The organism is Xenorhabdus innexi, assembly GCF_002632485.1.
Lineage (GTDB): Bacteria > Pseudomonadota > Gammaproteobacteria > Enterobacterales > Enterobacteriaceae > Xenorhabdus > Xenorhabdus innexi.
Map to the genome: position 1 here is coordinate 1 of NZ_NIBU01000114.1, position 5,619 is coordinate 5,619.

Sequence of the window (5,619 nt, forward strand, 5' to 3'; positions counted from 1 at the left end):
GCTGTGTGATATCAGGTGATGACTGGTGGCCTCTTTTTTCTTATCGGGGTCATTATCCGTGAGCCTGTCCAGCAGGGAAGGCTGCATTTTGTCTCTGGCAGTGATACGGTTGATTTTACTCCGATAATGATAACCACCACGTATCAACGTTATGTTGTCATTCATTGGATACATTTACTCCGGTCACTGTAGTTTAGTCTCTGAGGTATTGATGAAATCAGTGTGATTGTTTTTTTATTTTTCTCTGGGTGTTTTTATAGTTATTCACTTCGCTTTCATAGGCTGCCAGAAAATTTTTACTAAACAGGCCGGAATTGTGCTCAAATTCATGGGCGGTTTTTTGATAATGCTTAGTCAGAAATTCCCATAATACGGCTTTGTAGGTGGAGGATAAGGACAAGCGCGGCATACCGCCTTCATCCCGGGCTTTTTGTTCAAGTAGGGTGGGGTGGAATAGTTGCAGGATATCTACCGTGATGGCACGCATTCCGGCAATCATGCCCAGTTGATGTGCCTGTAATTCCGTTAAAATATCGCGGGTGGCCTGTTCAGCAGACATAAACCCCGGCATATGATCCCCAAACATCTGCACCAGTACCGCCTGACCGGAAGGCAACAGTTTAAAGGGGTTATTTGCATCGGATAACAGTTGAGTCATTCCGGCTTCGGCTTCCCGTTTCAGTAGCGTACGCGAGTTATTGAGTGCCACAATGCCCTGAGTCAACTGACTGACCAACTGACCGAGCTGGTACATGCGGTGCTCATCAAAATGGGGCTGACGGAGATCGTTGAGTCCCATGCCGTCCAGTAGTGCGGCCAGCAATTTCCCATTCAGTTTGGTCTCGTCTGTGACTGGTTCATTGGTACTGATGCTGATCGGCTCAATATTCAACCGTTCATAAATAGGATCATCAGCTGTGATATGCGGTGAGATATTGAGTTTATTGGTTTGATGATTAACTGAAGTCTGGTGATTCGTGCCATCCTGAACATGAGGATGTTTATTTGAGTGTGTAGCGGGAAAGATAATTTCTTCTGTTTTTCCTATGTTGGTATCACTTTTAGTTAAATCTTTACTCAGTTCTCTGGATAGCTCTTCTGTTGTGAAAAGTGCGGAAACTGACTGTATATTATTGGCTGAGACGGATGGTGATACAGAAGTAAACCGGGGCTTGGTATCAAGTGGTGTCAGAGGAACAGCATCGCCTAACATTGTGTCTAAGTGATTATCATTTTTAATGTCTTTTTTTTGTTTACGATGATTGTCAGAAAATAACTCCAGAGGATCGATTTCATTCTCCGTATCATTGTATTCAGTATCATACTCCTTATCATTCTGAAATAAGGTTGTCGGTGTATTGTTATTAAGAATATCCTCCTGCCGGAAGAGGTTATCTGAGTTGAACATAGACACAGGGTCTGTTTCACGTGACTGTAGGGTTTCCAGATTGGTCGTAGGTTCGATTTTTGTTAATAGATCAATGAAACCATATTTATCGCTTTCTTGCTGTGAAGAAAAGAGAGGATGATTGTCATTTCTTTCTGATGGGAGCTGATGTTTTTCAGCAGAAGGTGAAGCGCTGGTATTGGGGAATACTTGTTCCAGATCATCCCAGACTTTATTGGGAATTTTTGACTGTTGGGTATCTGATTCAAAAGGCGGGTTGATAACACGGGTCGTCGCTTGTGGTGGTGCACTTTTTTTGATATCAATGGCCTGAATCTGATAATGACCAATATTCAGGACATCCCCATCGCGAATTGTAACCTGATGATCCGAAGCCACCGGTATTGTATTCAGCAAAACCTGAGATGCAGAACCCAGATTAGTGATCTGACATTTGCCGCTTTCTGAGATTGATACAATAACCTGAACCCGGGCAATGTTCTGCTCTTCATCAGGCAAAACCCAGCTATTATCCTGACAATGGCCGATAGTCCCACCCGGAGGAGAAAACTGATAACTCAGTTGTGCTGGTTGGTTTGTACTGGTGTTTTTAACAATGGTGAATCGCATAAGCGTGAACCCTTATTATTGATAAGGATAATGTGATAAAGATAAACCTCCCTGGAACAAGGAGGTTACCAAGGTAGCTCATGAGTGTTACTTCATTTCATTTCATTGGTATAAGAATCCCAGGAATAAGTAAGTTCAGCACTTTTTATCCCTTCGAAATTCAGTGGGATGTAGCTTTCTGTATGTATCTGGAAGGCAATAGCTAGTACGGTGTAAAAATGACCAGTATCAAACATAAGATCGGAAGATACGAGCAGAGCATTCTGCAATTCCAGCTTATACCACTCTTCTTGTTCACCACTTTGTCGGCGAACAATGAGTTTAATTTCTTTAATATGTTTTCCTTTAATAAGCGTGTTACGAAGTGAAATAGTTCCTTTATCAAATGAAACATTTGTATTTAGTAAGCCAATATTAGCTATACCTGAACTTAATCCAGATGTTGCATTCTTCTCAACAGCGTTGTACACCGAAAAATTAAAACGCTCTACGCCAAGCCAGTCTTTATGTTTTCCATCACCGGCCTCACCTTGAATATCAGTAAAGTAAATATATGCGTCATGAGTAGACATAGTTTTCCCCTTACTTAATAGAATTTAATTGATTAGCGGCTATTCAATCGGAATGTGTATTGGAAGATCGGTTTATTGTTTGAGTTACTGAGAAGCCATGTTGTAAGCATTCTCTGAATATATAGGTTGTTAGAATTAACCCGCTTTCAATGAGGGCAATTTTGAAACCAGCCGCAGCGATACCGTCAGACCTTCTAATTGATAGTGAGGCCGCAGGAAAAACTTAGCCTGGTAATATCCTGGGTTGCTCTCTACCTCTTCGACCTGAACCTCGGCAGCAGCCAGCGGTTTTTTTGCCTTAGTGAACTGTGATGAATTGATCGGGTCACCATCGACATAATTGGTGATCCATCTATTCAGCCAGCGCTCCATATCACTGCGTTCCTGAAATGTCCCGATCTTGTCACGGACAATACATTTCAGGTAATGGGCAAAACGGCAGCAGGCAAACATATAGGGCAGGCGAGCCGAAAGATTGGCATTGGTCGTGGCATCTGGATCGTAATATTCCGCAGGCTTCTGGAGCGACTGGGCTCCGATAAACGCCGCCATATCAGTGTTTTTACGGTGCAGCAGCGGAATAAAGCCGTTTTTAGCTAATTCTGCCTCGCGTCGGTCGCTGATGGCAATTTCGGTGGGGCATTTCATGTCCACGCCGCCGTCATCAGACGGGAAGGTATAACAGGGCAAGTTTTCCACAATACCGCCGGATTCGACACCTCGGATAGAGGTACACCAGCCATACAGCTTAAATGAACGGTTGATATTGACCGCCATCGCATACGCGGCGTTTGACCAGGTATAATTTTCGTGAGTGGGCCCCTCGGTATTTTCTTCAAAATTGAAGCCATCGACCGGATTAGTCAGGGCACCATAGGGTAAACGGGCCAGAAACCGTGGCAAAGTGAGCCCGATGTAACGGACGTCTTCTGATTCACGTAGACTCCGCCAGGGGGCGTACTCGGTATTCTGGAAGATTTTGGTCAGGTCACGGGGATTAGCCAGCTCTTGCCACGAGCTCATCTGCATCACACTGGGGGATGCCCCTGAAATAAACGGGCAGTGGGCTGCGGCGCTGATTTGCGAGATCTGGCGTAACAGTTCCACGTCCGGAGCAGAGTGATCAAAATAGTAATCTCCCATCAGGCAGCCGAAAGGTTCTCCCCCGAACTGACCATATTCCGCTTCATAGATTTTCTTAAATAACGGGCTTTGATCCCAGCTGATCCCCTTAAAGCGTTTTAAGGTGTTGCGGAGTTCTGTTTTGGACAGACACATCATCCGGATTTTCAGCATCTCATCCGTTTCCGTGTTATTGACCAGATAATGCAGACCCCGCCAGGCACCTTCCAGTGTCTGGAACTCCTCATGGTGTAGGATATGGTTCATCTGCTGGGAGATTTTGATATCGATTTCGGCAATCAGAGACTGGATGGTGCGATAGGTATCCCCCGAGAGGGTTACCGTATTTTCCAGTGCCTGCTGAGCCAGTGTTTTGACCGCATTTTCAACGGCATCGCGGCTCTGATCACTTTGCGGGCGGAATTCCTTACCGAGCAATACACTTAACTCATCAGCCGTGTATTCTTTGGGTTCCTGCTCTTGTTGAGACAAGGTTTCTTGTTCGGTCGTACTCATTAATTACTCCTTATTTTCAGCGCCTTCATCGGAATCGGGGGTGCTGTCTTCAGAGGAAAGGCTGTCTTCAGGTTTTGGCGCTTCAGCCAGTGATTTCAACAGCGCCGGGTTTTGCAGTATTTCGGCAATCAGTTGCTCAGCCCCACTTTTGCCGTCCATGTAAGACAGCAGGTTTGCCAGTTGGGTACGGGCTTCCAGCAGGTTAGCCAACGGTGTCACTTTTTTCGCAATGGCATCGGGCTGAAAATCCTCCATACTTTCAAACACCAGTTCAACATTCAGTTGGCCCTCACCGGTCAGGGTGTTATCAACCTGAAAGACGGCCCGGGGTTTGATAGACTTCATGCGTTCATCAAAGTTATCCACGTCAATTTCCAAAAATTTCCGATCGGAAACCTCGGGCTGGGGTTCGATGGATTTTCCGGCCAAATCCGCAATAATTCCCATCACAAAAGGCAATTGGACCACTTTTTCTGAACCATAAAGTTCAACATCGTATTCAATCTGGACACGGGGGGGGCGGTTGCGCGCGATAAATTTTTGTCCGCTGGATTTCATGACACATTCTCCAATACTGGCTGGGTAGGTAGATTTAAAGGAAGTAAATAAACTCGTGGAATAAATACAAGAGATAATTAATTTGCATCAGAGTCATCCGTACGACCAAAGATAATGGCAAGTTGATTTAACCCTTCTGGCGCAAGGTCATAGATAATATCGATAAAATTACGATCGATGAGTTGTTGAATGCGGTCAATCATCATTGGGGCGGGATGGCTTGGTTCATGTGTCAGAAAATAGATTTTTACTTTTTCTAATAACATGCGTGCTTCATCACGATTATTGATTTTTACTTCGTACCAATTCGGTGAGAATGAACTTGCCGGTTCTACTGTATCTGTTGATGGTTGATCGATGGGTGATTGTGTTGTTTCCTGTTTTATCATTGATGCAGGTTCAGATGGTGTTGTTCCGACAGTAGTTATCGGTGAGTCAGTTAAACTTTCGCTTAACATACTAAATTCGATAATAATATTGAGATGTTTAAGGAGACGTGACATCTCAGGCATCTGACCAGCAGATAACTGTTGGCCAATAATATCAAGTAGGGCGGTAATATGATCACGAATAGTGAGTAGTACTGATATTTGATGACCATTAGCGGGTTGTTTTAACTCATCAAGCAAGCGCGAACGCCCACCGGTATAGCCGTTTATTTCTGTGATGGTTCCGTTGAGCAGTGAATAGACATCACGGAAGGATAACTCCTGTAACACACTTTTCAGCAAAATAGCACGCTCTACTTTCAGGGTCAGCGGCGAGCCGTCTTCGATATCGGCCAGTGCGTTGAGGCGAAATAGCGGGTCGTATTCCCCGTCAAATTCCAGCCTT

At 44.7% G+C, this 5,619-nt stretch carries 5 protein-coding genes; all 5 read right to left on the bottom strand.

The window, feature by feature from the left end; translation table 11 throughout:
* Positions 1–217: 217 nt before the first annotated feature.
* Positions 218–2,017: a type VI secretion system-associated FHA domain protein gene (locus tag Xinn_RS19845; protein ID WP_086953317.1), complete on the bottom strand. Its 1,800-nt coding sequence runs from the start codon at positions 2,015–2,017 to the stop codon at positions 218–220.
* A 92-nt stretch (positions 2,018–2,109) separates the two neighbouring features.
* The gene (locus tag Xinn_RS19850) at positions 2,110–2,589 is read right to left on the bottom strand and encodes a type VI secretion system tube protein Hcp (RefSeq protein ID WP_086953316.1); all 480 of its coding nucleotides are present in this window, start codon (positions 2,587–2,589) and stop codon (positions 2,110–2,112) included.
* Between the two features lie 135 nt (positions 2,590–2,724).
* Positions 2,725–4,227, bottom strand: coding sequence for a type VI secretion system contractile sheath large subunit (tssC, locus tag Xinn_RS19855; protein WP_086953315.1), 1,503 nt, complete (start codon positions 4,225–4,227; stop codon positions 2,725–2,727).
* A gap of 3 nt (positions 4,228–4,230) precedes the next feature.
* Entirely contained in the window at positions 4,231–4,785 is a 555-nt protein-coding gene (gene tssB, locus Xinn_RS19860) for a type VI secretion system contractile sheath small subunit (protein WP_086953314.1), read from the bottom strand.
* Between the two features lie 77 nt (positions 4,786–4,862).
* Positions 4,863–5,619, bottom strand: a 757-nt coding sequence (locus Xinn_RS22265; RefSeq protein ID WP_099137777.1) for a type VI secretion system protein TssA, incomplete at its 5' end; no start/stop codon positions are given.

Coding starts and splice junctions, on each gene's coding strand:
- Xinn_RS19845 (WP_086953317.1), bottom strand. CDS start 2,017: ATGCGATTCACCATTGTTAAAAACACCAGTACAAACCAACCAGCACAA.
- Xinn_RS19850 (WP_086953316.1), bottom strand. CDS start 2,589: ATGTCTACTCATGACGCATATATTTACTTTACTGATATTCAAGGTGAG.
- tssC (WP_086953315.1), bottom strand. CDS start 4,227: ATGAGTACGACCGAACAAGAAACCTTGTCTCAACAAGAGCAGGAACCC.
- tssB (WP_086953314.1), bottom strand. CDS start 4,785: ATGAAATCCAGCGGACAAAAATTTATCGCGCGCAACCGCCCCCCCCGT.